Raw genomic sequence first — 13,398 nt, forward strand, 5'->3', positions numbered from 1 at the left:
GCAGCAGGGAGTACTCCCCTCCGTGAGAAGAAGAGTACCCCGATTACCAAGAAAAGGTAAAGCACTTGGCAAAATCAAGGCCAAGTCTACTGGTCAGGGGAGTTTACGAATAGTTGGTGCGGGCCGCCGCCACCTGTGCCAGCACCTGCTGCAGCACCTGACTGCCGGGCGGCGCCAGGCTCGGCTCGTATGTCCACGCATGGCCCACCCAGGGGTCGGCGAGGTGGTCGTCGGCCACCGGGGTCAGCCTCAGCAGCCCGCGCCACAGCGGGTCCAGCAACGGACCGTAACCAGCGGCGTCCTCCCGGTCGGCGACCATCATCAGGTGCACGCCGACGGCTGGGCCCTCGTCCGCGAGATAGCGCAGCTGGGTCACGGCACGGTCGTCGAAGCCATGCGGGAAGTCGTTGACGACGAGCAACTGCTGGGCGGTGTCGAAGCCGGGCGGCAGGGCGTCGGCCACTCCGCCGCGCACCGCCATCTGCACCAGGTCGACCCGCTCGGTGAGCTGCCCCAGGACGGCCGCCACGCCCGCCGCACCGGCCGCGGGCGGGGCCGCGAGGACCCCGGACCGCACCAGCGGCGCCAGCTCCCCGGCGCCCGAACCGGCCGGGTCGAGGACGTGCACGGTGAACTCGCCGGCCGGATGCACCGCGAGCAGCCGGGCCGTGTGCGCCACGGCCGACTCCATGGCCAGGCGACGCATGTCGTGCGCGTCGGCGAACAGTCCGTCGGACGAGCCGGTACGCCCGCTGTCGATCCACAGCCCGCGTTCGAGGGGGAGCCGGACCAGCATCGGGATGCGCAGCGGCTCGCTCTCGGGCACGTGGAGGTCGCCCAGACGCAGCGCCATGGGCATCTCCATGGGGACGCGGTAGCCGTGCCAGACGGGGTTGTCCCAGCGCGCGTACGCGGCGGGCAGCGCCGGTTCCACGACGTCGGCCTCGGCGCCGAGCTGGCCGAGGTCGCGGTCCAGGGCCTCCCGGGCCTGGTCGACGAGCTGACCGTGCTTGGCCTGCGCCGCCTCGCGGGCGGCATCGCCCTGGCCGCTGATCCTGCTGCGCGGGTCGGACAGGACCTGATCGAGCTCCTTCTCCATCCGCGCGTCGGCGAAGTCGACCGCGCTGCGGTATGCGGCGGTGCTGCGGGCCAGGTCCTCGAACATGCCCCAGACCTGGTTGTAGAGCCGCTCCTCCATGGACCAGCCGGTCGCGTCGCCGGCCACCGGCCGGGCGGGCTCCCCGGGCTGCGCCGGGGGCGCGGTGGGCGGCAGCGGGGGCGGAGCCGTGTTCTGCCGACACGGATGGCTGTAGTCGATCGGACCGCCGGCGGCGGGCGCGGGCACGGCCTGCGCGGGCTCGGGGTCGGACGGCGTGGCGCCGCCCGCCGGGTTCGAGGGCCCATGGGGGCTCGATGTCGCTCCGTACGGGCCGCCGGTGCTCTGACTCCCCGAGGTGCCCTGGGCGCCGTGCGTTCCCTGGGCGCCGGGGGTGTTCTGCGGGCCGTACGGCGAGCCGCTCTGCTCCGGGCCGAGCGCGGACGGTGCCGTCTGCCGGGAGCGGTCGCCGTCGGGCGTGCGCGGAGGCGGAGCCGGCACCGAGCGGGCCAGGCCCCGCACCACGGCGTCGTTGATCTCGGCCGCGAGTCGGTGCGCCTGCGCCAGGCCCTGGTCGGTGAGGAGTTCGGCGAGGCCGCCCGCGTAACCCTGGCCGACCGCTCGCACCTTCCACGCGCCCTGCCGCCGGTACAGCTCCAGTGCGACGACGGCCGACTCGGCGTCCAGGCCGGTGAGGGTGAAGGTGGCGATCTCGGCCCCGTCGAGGCCGGTGACCGCGACGAAGGGGGCCGCCACCGCGCCGAAGGAGACCGGTCCGCCGACTCCCGTGGGCAGCGCCAGCACGACGCCGACCCGGTGCACGGCCGCCGGCACGGCGTCCAGGTCCACCGCGAGGCGGTGGTCCGCGGCGGCCTGGCGGGAGACCTCCAGGCCGGGCAGTGTGGGCCCGCCCGGATGGGCCACCCGTTCGACGCCGTGGATCCTGCCGCTCTCGTCGCCGAGAACGGCCGTCGCCACGACGGGCTTGCCGGCCGAGATCCGGATCTCGAGCCGGACCTGGGAGAGCGGGTGGTTCTGCCCCCGCACCAGCTCGGCCGTCATCGCCTTCGTCCCCCTGCGTCACGTGTGGTGTTGTGGTGGTACCGCTCGCCGGCCGACGGCCTTACAGTGCCGGCAGGATCGCGGGCATCAGGTCCTGGAAGGTACGGCCGTTGGCCGGGGTGCCGAGGGCCGTCATGTTCCAGCCTCCGCCGACCCGGTGCACCTTCGCCATGATCTGCGCCGTGTACGCGCCGCCACCCGCGAGCGTGTAGCGCGCCAGCTCCTGGCCGTTGGTCTCGTCGACCAGGCGGCAGAAGGCGTTCTGCACCTCCTGGAACGTCTGGCCGGTGAACGAGTTCACGGTGAAGATGATCTGGTCGATGTGGACCGGCACGCGCGCGAGGTCGACGAGGATCGCCTCGTCGTCGCCGCCCTGGCCGACGCCGCCGACCAGGTTGTCACCGGTGTGGCGGACTGAGCCGTCGTCGCTCACCAGGTGACGGAAGAAGACGACGTCGACCGGCTGCTTGTCCGCGAACAGAACGGCCGAGGCGTCGAGGTCGATCTCCCGGGTCCGGGAGCCGAACAGGCCGCGCCGCGGGGCCGCCTGCCAGCCGAGACCCATGCGCACCGCGGTCAGGCTGCCCCCGTCGTTCTTCTGCAGACTGATGGCCTGACCCTTGGTCATGTTGACGGTCACGCGCTGATTCCCCTCTCGGACTGTCCCCTGTTGCCGCGGCGCCCGCGGTTGTCGGAAACCCTACGCAAAGGCACTGACAGTGCCGTACCCAGGCCCGCACTTTGTGTCGGTCTTGCAACACAGCACGTGCGGGGCCGGGGCACAGGAGTCGCACGGGTCCGTCAGGCCAGACCCGCCTCTTTCATCTGGCGCAATTCCTTCTTCATCTCGGAGACTTCGTCGCGGATCCGGGCGGCGACCTCGAACTGCAGGTCCGCTGCGGCGGCCCGCATGCGCTCGGTCATCTCCTCGATCTGCTCGGCGAGTTCGGCCGCCGGACGGTCGGTCGGCACCGTCACCGCCGCCTTGCCCCTGGCCTGCCCGGACTTCGCGCCCTTGGCCGCCTTGTCGCCGAGGGAGGGCACCGGGGCCTTGGTGGCGCGGCCGTCCTTCTTCGCCCGGTAGCCCGAGCCGAGCAGCTGCTCCGTGTCGACCTCCTCGCGGGCGATCTGCGCGACGATGTCGTTGATCTTCTTGCGGAGCGGTTGCGGGTCGATGCCGTTGGCGGTGTTGTAGGCGACCTGCTTCTCCCGGCGGCGGTTGGTCTCGTCGATGGCCCGTTCCATGCCCGGGGTGATCTTGTCGGCGTACATGTGGACCTGTCCGGAGACGTTGCGCGCCGCCCGGCCGATGGTCTGGATGAGCGAGGTTCCGGAGCGCAGGAAGCCCTCCTTGTCGGCGTCGAGGATCGCCACCAGGGACACCTCGGGCAGGTCGAGGCCCTCCCGCAGGAGGTTGATGCCGACCAGGACGTCGAACTCGCCGGCGCGCAGCTCGCGCAGCAGCTCGATACGGCGCAGCGTGTCGACGTCGCTGTGCAGGTAGCGCACCTGGATGCCGAGTTCCAGGAAGTAGGCGGTGAGGTCCTCGGCCATCTTCTTCGTGAGCGTGGTCACCAGGACGCGTTCGTCCTTCTCGACGCGTTGCCGGATCTCGTGCACCAGGTCGTCGATCTGGCCCTCGGTGGGCTTGACGACGACCTCGGGGTCGATGAGGCCGGTGGGGCGGATGATCTGCTCCACGACGCCGTCCCCGCGCGAGAGCTCGTACTTGCCGGGAGTCGCCGACAGGTACACGGTCTGCCCGATGCGCTCCTGGAACTCCTCCCATTTCAGCGGGCGGTTGTCGAGCGCCGAGGGCAGCCGGAAGCCGTGGTCGACGAGGGTGCGCTTACGGGAGGCGTCGCCCTCGTACATGGCGCCGATCTGCGGCACGGTGACATGGGACTCGTCGATGACGAGCAGGAAGTCGTCCGGGAAGTAGTCGAGCAGGGTGTTCGGCGGGGAGCCGGGCGAGCGGCCGTCGAAGTGCATCGAGTAGTTCTCGACGCCGGAGCAGGAGCCGATCTGGCGGAGCATCTCGAGGTCGTACGTGGTGCGCATGCGCAGGCGCTGCGCCTCCAGCAGCTTGCCCTGCTTCTCCAGCTCGGCCAGGCGTTCGCCGAGCTCCTTCTCGATGTCGTTCGCGGCCCGCTCGAGCCGCTCGGGGCCCGCCACGTAATGGGTGGCGGGGAAGATGTACAGCTGCTGGTCCTCGCTGATGATCTCGCCGGTGAGCGGGTGCAGGGTGGACAGGCCCTCGATCTCGTCGCCGAACATCTCGATACGGACGGCGAGTTCCTCGTAGACCGGGAAGATCTCGATGGTGTCGCCGCGCACCCGGAAGGTGCCACGGGTGAACGCCAGGTCGTTGCGGGTGTACTGGATGTCGACGAAGCGGCGCAGCAGTTGGTCCCGGTCGAGCTCGTCGCCGACTCTGAGGGGGACCATCCGGTCCACGTACTCCTGCGGGGTGCCGAGGCCGTAGATGCAGGAGACCGAGGCGACCACGACCACGTCACGGCGGGTGAGCAGTGAGTTGGTCGCGGAGTGACGCAGGCGCTCGACCTCCTCGTTGATCGAGGAGTCCTTCTCGATGTAGGTGTCCGACTGCGGGACGTACGCCTCGGGCTGGTAGTAGTCGTAGTACGAGACGAAGTATTCGACGGCGTTGTTCGGCAGCAGCTCCCGGAACTCGTTCGCCAGCTGGGCGGCCAGGGTCTTGTTCGGCGCCATCACCAGGGTGGGGCGCTGGAGCTTCTCGATCATCCACGCGGTGGTGGCGGACTTTCCGGTGCCGGTCGCGCCGAGCAGGACGACGTCTTTCTCGCCCGCTTCGACGCGCTGGGCGAGCTCGGCGATGGCCGTCGGCTGGTCGCCGCTGGGCTGGTAGGGACTGACGACCTCGAAGGGCGCCACCGTGCGTTCGATGTGGGAAACGGGCCGCATGCCATCCACCGTACGACCCCCCACTGACAACGGGGTCCGATCAGGGGTTTCGGGGCGTCCGCAGGAGCCGGCTCAGCGGTTCTGCGGGGTGCGGGGCTCGCGGTGGGCCACGGTGCGGCGGGCGTGGAGCCGGGCGCCGCGTGCCGGGTGCCCGAGGGGCGGGTGCGCCGGGACGCCGGGTTCGTGCGGCACGGGCGTCCGGTCGAGCTTGCCCGTCGCCATCAGCGGGTCGAACATCACGACGACGCCGGCGAGGCAGAGGAACGCGAGGGGGCCGATCAGCATCGGTGCGAGCAGGGCGGCGGGCGAGTCGCCGGCGGTCGGGGCGCCGCCCGTGTGCAGATGGACGCTGAGGGCGGCCATGCCGGTGTAGTGCATGCCGGTGACGGCGAGCCCCATGACCAGGCTGGCGCCCATGCTCCACAGGAATCCCCTGACCTGCCCCGCGGCCCACAGGGCGGCGGTGGCGGCGGCCATGGCGATGGCGACGGAGACGTAGACGGTGACCGTGTTGTACTCGAAGGTGCCGTTCAGGCGCATCCCGGCCATGCCCAGGTAGTGCATCGACGCGATGCCGAGACCGGTGAGGGTCCCCCCGGTGAACAACGCGGTTCCGGTCGCGCCCCGGTAGCCGACGATGAAGATCCCGACGCCCACCATGACGACGGCGACGCCCAGGCTGCCGTAGGTCATGGGTTTGTCGTAGTGGATCGGGGCGCCCCGGACGGTGAAGCCGATCATCGCGATGAAGTGCATGGTCCAGATCCCGGAGCCGATCGCCGCGGAGCCGAGGGCGAGCCATCCCGGCCGCCAGGAGTGGGCGACGCGCAGGGCTCTGGCAGTGCAGCGCAGGCCCAGCGCACCGCCGAGGCAGGCCATGAGGTAAGCCACCAGCGGGGTGACGAGTCCGTAGCTGAAACCGTCGACCGTGCCGTGCATGCGCGGTTGCCCTTCGCCCTGTTGCTGGATCTTGCCCGATGTCTGCGGAACACGGCCTTCCAGGACCGCTGCGCGCCGTCAAGGCCGAAGGAAAGTATGACTCCCACCGGAATGGTCGAACGATTTTCCGGCAAAGAAACACGTCCTTGCCCCACATGTGCGGCACCGGTGAGGGGTGTCGGGCGTCTCCTCGCGTGGTGCGCGGTCGTCCCGCGCCCCTCCGCGGTGCACCCTGTGCTGTCACTGTTGAGCTGTATGTGATCGCTCGACGCGAGGAGTACGCATGCACACACGCGTAGTTGCCGTCACGACCACCGCGGTCCTGGGCGCCGTGGCACTCCTGATTCCCGTCCACAGCGCCCGCGCGGGCATCTCGTCGCGGCCCGCGGTGATCGCTCACCGGGGGGCCTCCGCCCTCGCCCCCGAGAACACCCTGGACGCCGTGGACCGCGCGGCGTCGCTGGGCACTCTCTGGGTGGAGAACGACGTCCAGCGCACCCGGGACGGCGAACTCGTGGTCATCCACGACGAAAGCCTCCGTCGGACGACCGACGTCGAAGAGGTGTTTCCGGACCGGGCTCCCTGGAAGGTGAAGGACTTCACCGCCGCGGAGATCGCGCGCCTCGACGCGGGAAGCTGGTTCGCCCCCGCCTACGCGGGCGTGCGTGTGCCGACGCTGACGCAGTACGTCGACCTGGTCGACCGCAACCACCAGAAACTGCTTCTGGAGATCAAGAACCCCGAGCTCTACCCGGGCATCGAGCAGGAGGTGCTCAAGCTCCTGGGCGACGAGGGGTGGCTGGACGAGCGCCACCTCGCCAACCGGCTCATCGTGCAGAGTCTCAACGCCGACTGTCTGCGGACGGTCCACGAGCTGATGCCCGCGGTGCAGACCGGCATGCTCGGCATGCCGGCTCTGTCGGACCTGCCCCGGTTCTCGGTCTTCGCCGACCAGGTCAACCCGTCCTACACGGCCCTCTCCTGGGCGTACGTCGCCGCCGTGCAGGAGCTCACCGGGCCGCACGGGCGGCCGATGAAGGTCTTCACCTGGACCGTCGACGACTCGGAGACCGCCCGGGCCGTCGCCGGATACGGCGTCGACGGCGTCATCACCGACAAGCCCGACGTGGTCCGGCGGGCGCTGTACTGGTACTGACTGGTACTGACATGCGGCCCTCGCCGGGCGTTGTCAGTGGCTGCCCGTACCGTGGGCGCATGGACAGCCATGCGGAGTACGGGCAGCGGGTCGTGTGGGCCGTCGTCGGCACCGACATCGGGCCGCTGATGCTGGCGGCGACCTCCGTGGGGCTGCTCAACGTCGTCTTCCACGCCACCGACGCGGTGCGCGACAAAGCGCTCGCCAGGCTGGCGGAGCGGCTGGGCACGGAGCCCGTCGAGGCGCCCGGCTGCCCGTTGCTGGCCGAGGCGATACGCCAGTTCGACGCCTACTTCTCAGGGCGGCGGCAGGTCTTCGAGCTACCCCTGGACTGGTCCCTGATCTCGGGCTTCAACCGCCGGGTGCTGCGCGAGCTGGCCTCCGGCGTTCCCTACGGGGCCGTCGTGGGCTACGGCGATCTGGCGGAGCGGGTGGGGCAGCCGGGGGCGGCGCAGGCGGTGGGAGCGGCGATGGGATCCAATCCGCTGCCGCTCGTCGTGCCCTGTCACCGGGTGGTGGAGAGGGACGGCGGCATCGGCGGCTTCGGCGGCGGTCTGGAGACGAAGAGGAAGCTGCTCGCCCTGGAAGGGGTCCTGCCCGAGCCGTTGTTCTGAACCGTTCGTATCGGTGGTCCGAGCCGCTCCGCCGGGGTCTGGGCGCGGCGGAGCAGAGGGGGGAGACTGCGCCGGTGACCCACATGTCCATGTGCCCGCGCGGCCGGGCCGCCACGCACCGCCACGCGGTGGCGCAGCTCGCCCTCCTGGTGGCGCAGTCCCCGTTCGTGGTGCGGACCGTCCGTGCGGCGACGCATGCCGGCGCCGTGGAGAGGAGCCTCACGTGACCGCCGCCGAGCGCGCCGCGGCGCCGCCCGTGGACGCGGTGCGGCTGCCCGCGCTGCGCCGTCGCACGACCGTCGTGCTGGTCGCCAGCCAGATCCTCGGCGGGCTCGGCGTCGCCACCGGCATCGCGCTGGCAGCCGTCCTGGCCCGGCAGGTCAGCGGCACGGAGGCCTTGTCCGGGCTCGCGCCCACCGCGACCGTCGCCGGCACGGCCGTGCTGTCGATGCCGATGGCCGCGTTGATGACCGCGCGCGGCCGCCGTCCGGGGCTGGTGCTGGCCTACCTCATCGGCGCGCTGGGTGCCGGCGTCGTGGTGGTGGCGGCACACTTCGGGAACTTTCCGCTGCTGCTGTGCGGCATGGCCGCGTTCGGCGCGGCCTCCTCGGCGAATCTGCAGGCCCGGTTCGCCGCCGCCGACCTCGCCGAGCCGCGGCACCGGGCTCGGGCCATCTCCGACGTCGTGTGGGCGACGACCGTCGGTGCGGTCCTCGGCCCGAACATCGCCGCGCCCGCCGGCCGCAGCGTCGCCGGGCTCGGGATACCCGCGGCGGCGGGCCCCTTCCTGTGGGCGGCCGGCGTCTTCGTCGTCGCGGCGGTGGTCGTGGCGGTCTGGCTGCGCCCGGATCCGCTGCTGACGGCCCGCGCGCTGGCGCCGGAGGACGAGCGGTCCTCCGAGGCCCGTTCCCTGCGGGCGGGTCTGGCGGCCGTCGCCGCCTCGCCGCGCGCACGGCTGGCGCTGGTGACGGTGGCCGTGTCGCACACGGCAATGGTCTCGGTCATGTCGATGACCCCGGTGGACCTCGCCCATCACGGCGCGAGCATCGAGCTGATCGGGCTGGTCATCAGCGGGCACATCGTCGGCATGTACGCGTTCGCGCCGTTGATGGGGCGGCTGGCCGACCGGGTGGGGCGCTTCTCGGTGACGGGCCTCGCGGCGGGGCTGCTGGCCGTGGCCCTGTTCCTGGCGGGGACGGCGGGCGACGACCCCCGGCAGACCGCCGCCGGACTGTTCGTCCTGGGCCTCGGCTGGTCGGCCGGGCTGGTCTCCGGTTCGGCGCTGCTCACCGACGCGGTGCCGCAGTCCGCGCGGGCCGCCGCCCAGGGAATCTCCGACCTCGCCATGAACACCTCGGCGGGCGTCGGCGGGGCGATCGCCGGGCTCGTGGTGGCACGGGCGAGCTACGGGTGGCTCAACGTCGCCGCGGCTGCCCTGCTCCTCCCGCTGGCCGCCCTGGCGTTGTTCACCCGGAGCGGGGGCCGCGGCGGCGGTGTGGGCGGTGTGGGCGGCGATCGTCAGTCGTAGTGCCGCGCCTCCACGACGTTGCCGTCCGGGTCGCGGAAGTAGAAGCTGCGCGTGGCGTCACCGCGGGCGCCGAAGGAGCCGTGCGCGACATCCGACACCGGGACGGCCCGCTCCTCCAGGCGGCCGCGGAGGGCGTCGAAGTCTCCCCTCGGCAGGGCGAGGCAGACGTGGTTCGCGGGATGCCCCGCGCTGTCGGCGGCCCCGGGAAGCATCCTCATGCGCTCCGCTGCCGCCGACGGCATCAGGTCGAGCAGCGAGTCCTCGCTGACGCGGACGGAGGGGAAGGGCGCCTCACCGGCGACGAACTCGGCGAGTCTGACGGGCGTCAGCCCGACGGTCCGCTCGTAGAAGTCGGCCGCGGCTGCCGGGTCGCGCACCCACAGGACGACGTGGTCGAGACGTGCCGTGTGCTCCTTCATGCCTTCCAGGCTGGTGTCCTGCCCCACAGGACGCAAGGGTTTGGCCGGGCGCCCCGCCCGCCAGAGATGAGAGGAGACCGACGGACAGGAGGCAAACGCGTGGTGCTGGTGGTGTCGGAAGAGGTGCGGAACGCGGTCGACGCGCGTCAACCCGTGGTGGCCCTGGAGTCCACGATCATCTCGCACGGGCTGCCCCGCCCGCGCAATCTCGAGGTGGCGCTGGAGCTGGAGGCCGTCGTCCGCGCGGAGGGCGCCGTGCCGGCGACGATCGCCGTGTTGGACGGGCGGCCCCATGTGGGACTGGACGAGAAGCAGTTGGAGCGGGTCGCCAACGAGGACGGCTTTCGCAAGCTGGGCCATCGCGACCTGCCGCTGGCGGTGGCGTCCGGAGCGAGCGGCGCGACCACGGTGTCGGCGACGGCGCTGCTGGCGGCGCTGGCGGGCGTGCGGGTGTTCGCGACGGGCGGCCTCGGCGGGGTGCACCGGGAGTGGACGGTCACCCAGGACGAGTCGGCCGACCTGGGGCTGCTGGCGAGCACCCGGATCACGGTGGTCTGCGCGGGGGTCAAGTCGATCCTGGACGTGCCGGCGACCCTGCAACGGCTGGAGACGCTGGGCGTCGCCGTCGCCGGGTACGGCACCGACCGCTTCCCCGGGTTCTACCTGTCCGACTCGGGTCATCCGGTGGACTGGACGGTGCGCGATCCGGAGCAGGTGGCAGCCGTGATGCGGGCCCAGGACGCCCTCGGCGCGCCCCGCTCGGCCCTGATCGTCGCCAACCCGGTCCCCGAGGAGGAGCAGCTGGATCCCGAGCTGCACGCGCGTGTGCTCGCCGACGCGCTGCACGCGTGCGAGGAGGCCGGTGTCTTGGGCCAGGGGGTCACGCCGTTCCTGCTCGACTACCTGGTCCGGCACACCGACGGCGCGTCCCTTAGCGCCAACCTGGCGGCGGTGCGCGGCAACGTACGCCTGGCGGCACGCATCGCGACGGCGTGGTCCGAGGCATGACGGCGCGACCGGACGGGGCGAGCCGTGACCACGCGGGCCCGGTCCGGAGCCCGAAGACACCCGCGGGCGCGAGGCCCACGGCGGACGCGGAGGACGCGGCAGACGCGGAGGGGACGTCCGGCGCGGAGGCGGGCATCGGGCCCCGGGTGACGGCCGGCGCGGGGGCGCCGGTCGGGTCCGGGGGCCTGTCCGGTTCCGCGCCGGAGGGTCCGTCGGGAGGGCCGTCGGGGGGTGGGGCGTTGCTGGTCGTCGGGGACGTGGTGACGGACGTCGTCGCCCGGCACCGGGGTCCGCTGGCCTCGGGAACGGACACCGTCGCGGTGATCCGGACCCTGCCGGGCGGCGCGGGCGCCAACGTGGCGTGCTGGGCGGCCCACTGGGGCTGTGCGGACGTCCGGCTGCTCGGCCGGGTGGGCGCGGACTCGGTGACCTGGCACGAACGGGCGCTGACCGCCGGCGGGGTACGGCCCCTTCTCGTCGTGGATCCGCTCGCGTCGACCGGCACGGTGATCTGTCTCGTCGACACGGACGCGGCGGCGGAGCGGACGTTCCTCACCGACAGCGGCGCCTCCCTGCGCCTCGCCCCCGCCGACTGGTCGGATTCCCTGCTGGACGGCGTCGGCCGGCTCCACCTCTCCGGTTACCTGCTGTTCTCGGAGTCGGGGCGGGCGCTGGTGCGTACGGCGTCGGGGGCGGCACGCGCGCGGGGAATCCCGGTGAGCCTCGACCCGGCGTCGGCGGGCTTTCTGGTGGAACTGGGCCTCCACCGCTTCCTGAGCCTCGTCGCGGATGTGGACGTGCTGCTGCCCAGTCGTGACGAGGCCCGTCTGCTCACCGGCGTGTCCGACGGGGAGGACGCGGCGGCCGAGCTGAGCCGCCGTGTGCCGCTGGTGGTGGCCAAGCAGGGGGCGGACGGCGCGCTGGTTGCCCGCGAGGGCGCGGTCCTCGCCCGCGTTCCCGCGACCCCCGCGACCCCCCGGGACACGACGGGCGCCGGCGACGCCTTCACCGGCGCGTTCCTCGCGGCGCTGCTCGCGGGCGTCGACGCCGTGGGCGCGGCGGCCGAGGGATGCCGGGCGGGCGCCCGGGCCGTGGAACGGGTGGGCGGCCGGCCGCCCACCCCGGAAGAGGCCACGGCGACGACGACGGACCGGGCCATCCGGGCGGGCTGAAGAGCGCGACGCCCCCGCAGGACGCTCCGGACGGGCTGAAGCTACGCGACGCCCCCGCCGGGGGCTCCGGGCGGGCTCGTTACTCCTTGCGTCCCCAAGCCGAGATCATCGGGGCCGTCGCCAGGTCCATGCCACCTCCGGCGACGTTGGCCAGATGCCGGTCGATCTCCTCGTCCGTCGCGACGCCCGCCCCGACGAGCTGCTCGCGGATCTGGCGGACCGTCGCGGACTCCAGAGCGGCGCAGGCGGGCGAGGTGACGGGGAAGTAGGCGTCGGCCTCGACACGGCGCAATCCGGCCTCGCGCAGCAGACGTGGCAGCTTGCGGCCGTAGGAGAGGTCGGCGCCCCGGCCGGCGAGGAGCTGACGGAAGCCGTGCCGCAGACGGTTCGCGAGCTGCTGCTCGGGGCCGTGCTCGTCGGGGCAGGGCAGAGGCTGCAGGGCGGGGTCGGCGTCCTCGATGAGCAGCCGTCCGCCCGGGCGCAAGGCGCCCACCATCGACCGCAACGCCCGCTCCCGGTCGGGGATGTGGACCAGCACGAGCCTGGCGTGCACCAGATCGAAGCCCTCCATCGGCGGCTCGTCGGCGCCGAGGTCGTGGACGCGGACCTCGACCGGCGGGCGGGCGGGCGACACCAGCCGGGAGGTGTCGACGTCGGTCGCGAGGACCTTGCCGGTCGGGCCTACCCTCTTCGCCAGCCAGGACACGACGGAGGAGCCGCCCGCACCGGCCTCCCAGCAGCGCCAGCCCGGTCCGACCCCGAGCCCTTCCAGATGACGGAACGTGGTCGGGTCGAAGAGGGTGGCGAAGGCGTCGAAGCGCTCCCCCGCCTCGGGCTGCCGGTTGTCGAGGAGGTATCCGTCGGATCGCGTCATAGGCCGATCATCCCAGCCCCGCGGCCTGCCGGAGGTGGTCGACGCGGCCGGGTCCAGGATGCCGTGGAGGCCCGTCAGCGGCCGAAGCGTCGTCGGGATCGGCCCGGGGTGTCCTCAGGGCCGGGGTGTCGTCAGGGTCGGGTCGGGTCGCTGCTCGCGTAGACGCTCTCCGCCCAGGCGGCGATCTGGTCGTCGGTCAGGTGCCGGGCGAGGTCGGCTTCGCTGATCATGCCCACCAGTCGCTTGTTCTCGATGACGGGGAGCCGGCGGATCTGGTGGTCCTTCATCTCCTGGACCACCTCGCCGACGTCCGCGTCGGCGTCGATCCAGCGTGGCGTTCCGTGAGCCATGTCCCCGGCGGTGATCCGGGCGGGGTCATGGCCCACGGCCACGCAGCCGACGACGATGTCCCTGTCGGTGAGGATGCCGCAGAGCCGCTCGTTCTCGTCGCTGATCGGCAGCGCCCCGACGTTCAGTTCGCGCATCAGCCGGGCGGCGTGGTCGAGGGTCTGGTGGGCGGGGATCCACTGGGCGCCCCGGTGCATGATGTCTCCGGCGGTGGTCATGAAGAACCTCCCGGTGCC

13 protein-coding genes are annotated in these 13,398 nt (G+C 72.4%); 6 read left to right on the top strand and 7 right to left on the bottom strand.

What is annotated here, in order from left to right; translation table 11 throughout:
• Window positions 1-103: 103 nt before the first annotated feature.
• The 4 genes from QA802_RS11255 to QA802_RS11270 all read right to left on the bottom strand — a co-directional run bounded on the left by QA802_RS11255 (window position 104) and on the right by QA802_RS11270 (window position 6,043).
• On the bottom strand, window positions 104-2,158 hold the full coding sequence (locus QA802_RS11255) for a TerD family protein (protein ID WP_334520750.1): 2,055 nt from the start codon (window positions 2,156-2,158) through the stop codon (window positions 104-106).
• A gap of 61 nt (window positions 2,159-2,219) precedes the next feature.
• The gene (locus QA802_RS11260; protein ID WP_079663041.1) at window positions 2,220-2,798 is read right to left on the bottom strand and encodes a TerD family protein; all 579 of its coding nucleotides are present in this window, start codon (window positions 2,796-2,798) and stop codon (window positions 2,220-2,222) included.
• Window positions 2,799-2,959: 161 nt separating this feature from the next.
• Complete coding sequence (gene uvrB / locus QA802_RS11265) at window positions 2,960-5,104, bottom strand: excinuclease ABC subunit UvrB (RefSeq protein WP_319167357.1); 2,145 nt, start codon at window positions 5,102-5,104, stop codon at window positions 2,960-2,962.
• Window positions 5,105-5,176: 72 nt separating this feature from the next.
• On the bottom strand, window positions 5,177-6,043 hold the full coding sequence (locus QA802_RS11270; protein WP_334520756.1) for an MHYT domain-containing protein: 867 nt from the start codon (window positions 6,041-6,043) through the stop codon (window positions 5,177-5,179).
• 283 nt (window positions 6,044-6,326) lie between these two features.
• Between QA802_RS11270 and QA802_RS11275 the strand changes: the two genes are divergently transcribed.
• The 4 genes from QA802_RS11275 (at window position 6,327) to QA802_RS11290 (ending at window position 9,341) form a co-directional block, all read left to right on the top strand.
• Window positions 6,327-7,199, top strand: coding sequence for a glycerophosphodiester phosphodiesterase (locus tag QA802_RS11275; RefSeq protein WP_334520759.1), 873 nt, complete (start codon window positions 6,327-6,329; stop codon window positions 7,197-7,199).
• Window positions 7,200-7,258: 59 nt separating this feature from the next.
• Entirely contained in the window at window positions 7,259-7,813 is a 555-nt protein-coding gene (locus QA802_RS11280) for a methylated-DNA--[protein]-cysteine S-methyltransferase (RefSeq protein ID WP_334520761.1), read from the top strand.
• 74 nt (window positions 7,814-7,887) lie between these two features.
• Window positions 7,888-8,040, top strand: coding sequence for a hypothetical protein (locus QA802_RS11285; protein ID WP_334520763.1), 153 nt, complete (start codon window positions 7,888-7,890; stop codon window positions 8,038-8,040).
• Window positions 8,037-9,341 carry an MFS transporter gene (locus tag QA802_RS11290; protein WP_334520766.1) on the top strand — a complete coding sequence of 435 codons (1,305 nt, stop codon included), beginning with the start codon at window positions 8,037-8,039 and terminating at the stop codon, window positions 9,339-9,341. The genes QA802_RS11285 and QA802_RS11290 overlap by 4 nt, the downstream gene beginning before the upstream one ends.
• Here the strand turns inward: QA802_RS11290 and QA802_RS11295 are convergent.
• A complete protein-coding gene (locus QA802_RS11295; protein ID WP_334520769.1) occupies window positions 9,332-9,760 on the bottom strand; it encodes a VOC family protein in 429 nt (142 codons plus the stop codon). The two genes, QA802_RS11290 and QA802_RS11295, sit on opposite strands and share 10 nt — an antisense overlap.
• Before the next feature lie 99 nt (window positions 9,761-9,859).
• On the opposite strand from QA802_RS11295, the gene QA802_RS11300 reads away from it, so the two are divergent.
• Both QA802_RS11300 and QA802_RS11305 read left to right on the top strand, forming a co-directional pair.
• Window positions 9,860-10,768 carry a pseudouridine-5'-phosphate glycosidase gene (locus QA802_RS11300; RefSeq protein ID WP_334520772.1) on the top strand — a complete coding sequence of 303 codons (909 nt, stop codon included), beginning with the start codon at window positions 9,860-9,862 and terminating at the stop codon, window positions 10,766-10,768.
• A gap of 185 nt (window positions 10,769-10,953) precedes the next feature.
• A complete protein-coding gene (locus QA802_RS11305) occupies window positions 10,954-11,940 on the top strand; it encodes a carbohydrate kinase family protein (protein ID WP_334534489.1) in 987 nt (328 codons plus the stop codon).
• A 79-nt stretch (window positions 11,941-12,019) separates the two neighbouring features.
• Here the strand turns inward: QA802_RS11305 and QA802_RS11310 are convergent, their stop codons facing one another.
• Window positions 12,020-12,814, bottom strand: a complete 795-nt coding sequence (locus QA802_RS11310; protein WP_334520775.1) for a methyltransferase — start codon at window positions 12,812-12,814, stop codon at window positions 12,020-12,022.
• A gap of 131 nt (window positions 12,815-12,945) precedes the next feature.
• On the bottom strand, window positions 12,946-13,380 hold the full coding sequence (locus QA802_RS11315; RefSeq protein WP_334520778.1) for a CBS domain-containing protein: 435 nt from the start codon (window positions 13,378-13,380) through the stop codon (window positions 12,946-12,948).
• Between the last annotated feature and the right edge of the window lie 18 nt (window positions 13,381-13,398).

The organism is Streptomyces sp. B21-105 (assembly GCF_036898465.1).
Classification (GTDB): Bacteria; Actinomycetota; Actinomycetes; order Streptomycetales; family Streptomycetaceae; genus Streptomyces.

What these genes read in the sequence shown, in the direction of transcription:
- QA802_RS11255 (WP_334520750.1), bottom strand. Translation starts at nt 2,158, where the DNA reads ATGACGGCCGAGCTGGTGCGGGGGCAGAACCACCCGCTCTCCCAGGTC.
- uvrB (WP_319167357.1), bottom strand. Translation starts at nt 5,104, where the DNA reads ATGCGGCCCGTTTCCCACATCGAACGCACGGTGGCGCCCTTCGAGGTC.
- QA802_RS11270 (WP_334520756.1), bottom strand. Translation starts at nt 6,043, where the DNA reads ATGCACGGCACGGTCGACGGTTTCAGCTACGGACTCGTCACCCCGCTG.
- QA802_RS11275 (WP_334520759.1), top strand. Translation starts at nt 6,327, where the DNA reads ATGCACACACGCGTAGTTGCCGTCACGACCACCGCGGTCCTGGGCGCC.
- QA802_RS11280 (WP_334520761.1), top strand. Translation starts at nt 7,259, where the DNA reads ATGGACAGCCATGCGGAGTACGGGCAGCGGGTCGTGTGGGCCGTCGTC.
- QA802_RS11295 (WP_334520769.1), bottom strand. Translation starts at nt 9,760, where the DNA reads ATGAAGGAGCACACGGCACGTCTCGACCACGTCGTCCTGTGGGTGCGC.
- QA802_RS11310 (WP_334520775.1), bottom strand. Translation starts at nt 12,814, where the DNA reads ATGACGCGATCCGACGGATACCTCCTCGACAACCGGCAGCCCGAGGCG.
- QA802_RS11315 (WP_334520778.1), bottom strand. Translation starts at nt 13,380, where the DNA reads ATGACCACCGCCGGAGACATCATGCACCGGGGCGCCCAGTGGATCCCC.